This is a genomic window from Shewanella sp. SR44-4 (assembly GCF_014163715.1).
Classification (GTDB): Bacteria; Pseudomonadota; Gammaproteobacteria; order Enterobacterales; family Shewanellaceae; genus Shewanella.
Genome location: NZ_JACJDU010000140.1, coordinates 1 through 623, shown reverse-complemented (window position 1 = coordinate 623; position 623 = coordinate 1). Strand labels below are relative to the sequence as shown.

Below are 623 nucleotides of genomic sequence, written 5' to 3'. Positions count from 1 at the left end.
CCAAGCTTATGAGCGAGTGCAGACAACGCTTTAGCCTTACTCATTCTTTTCTGTAATCGATTAAGGTAGTTACGGGCTTTGTCATTGCCTCGCAGGTACAGCACAGCTGCTTCTGAGAATGCCCACTTCAAATGAGCGTTACCGATTTTATTACCATTAGTGCCATAGGTTTTACCCGCCGATTCAGCTTTGCATTTGACCAATCTAGAGTAAGAAGCGAACTTTTGCACTGACTCAAATCGGCAGATATCACCGATTTCATAAAGGATTGTCAGCGATAAAATCTTACCAATACCAGGAACTGTTTTAAGTAATTCTAAATAGACGGGATTATGGTTTTTGGCCTGTTTTTCAATGAACCATTCGACCTGTGTTAATTCCTTGGCATAGCAATCAAGCAGCGCCATATCTAAATCAATGTTGCGCTGCACAATAGGGTCTTGATACTGCTCACGAAGTTTTTGTCTTGCTGAAATGTTTTTAAGATTTAACTCAGTTGCAGGCAAGTTGTATTGGCTGTTGGTGTTAACCACATGACCTTTGAGCATGGCACCGTGACGAACAATTTTCATTCGTCGACGTAATAGGTCACGGGCAGCGCGCATTTCGCTGGGGTAATCGTA

Annotated in this window: 1 pseudogene; it reads right to left on the bottom strand. The window is 42.5% G+C overall.

From position 1 onward, the window contains the following. Positions 1–623: pseudogene (locus H5125_RS21780) on the bottom strand (IS110-like element ISShfr7 family transposase); the annotation flags it as partial.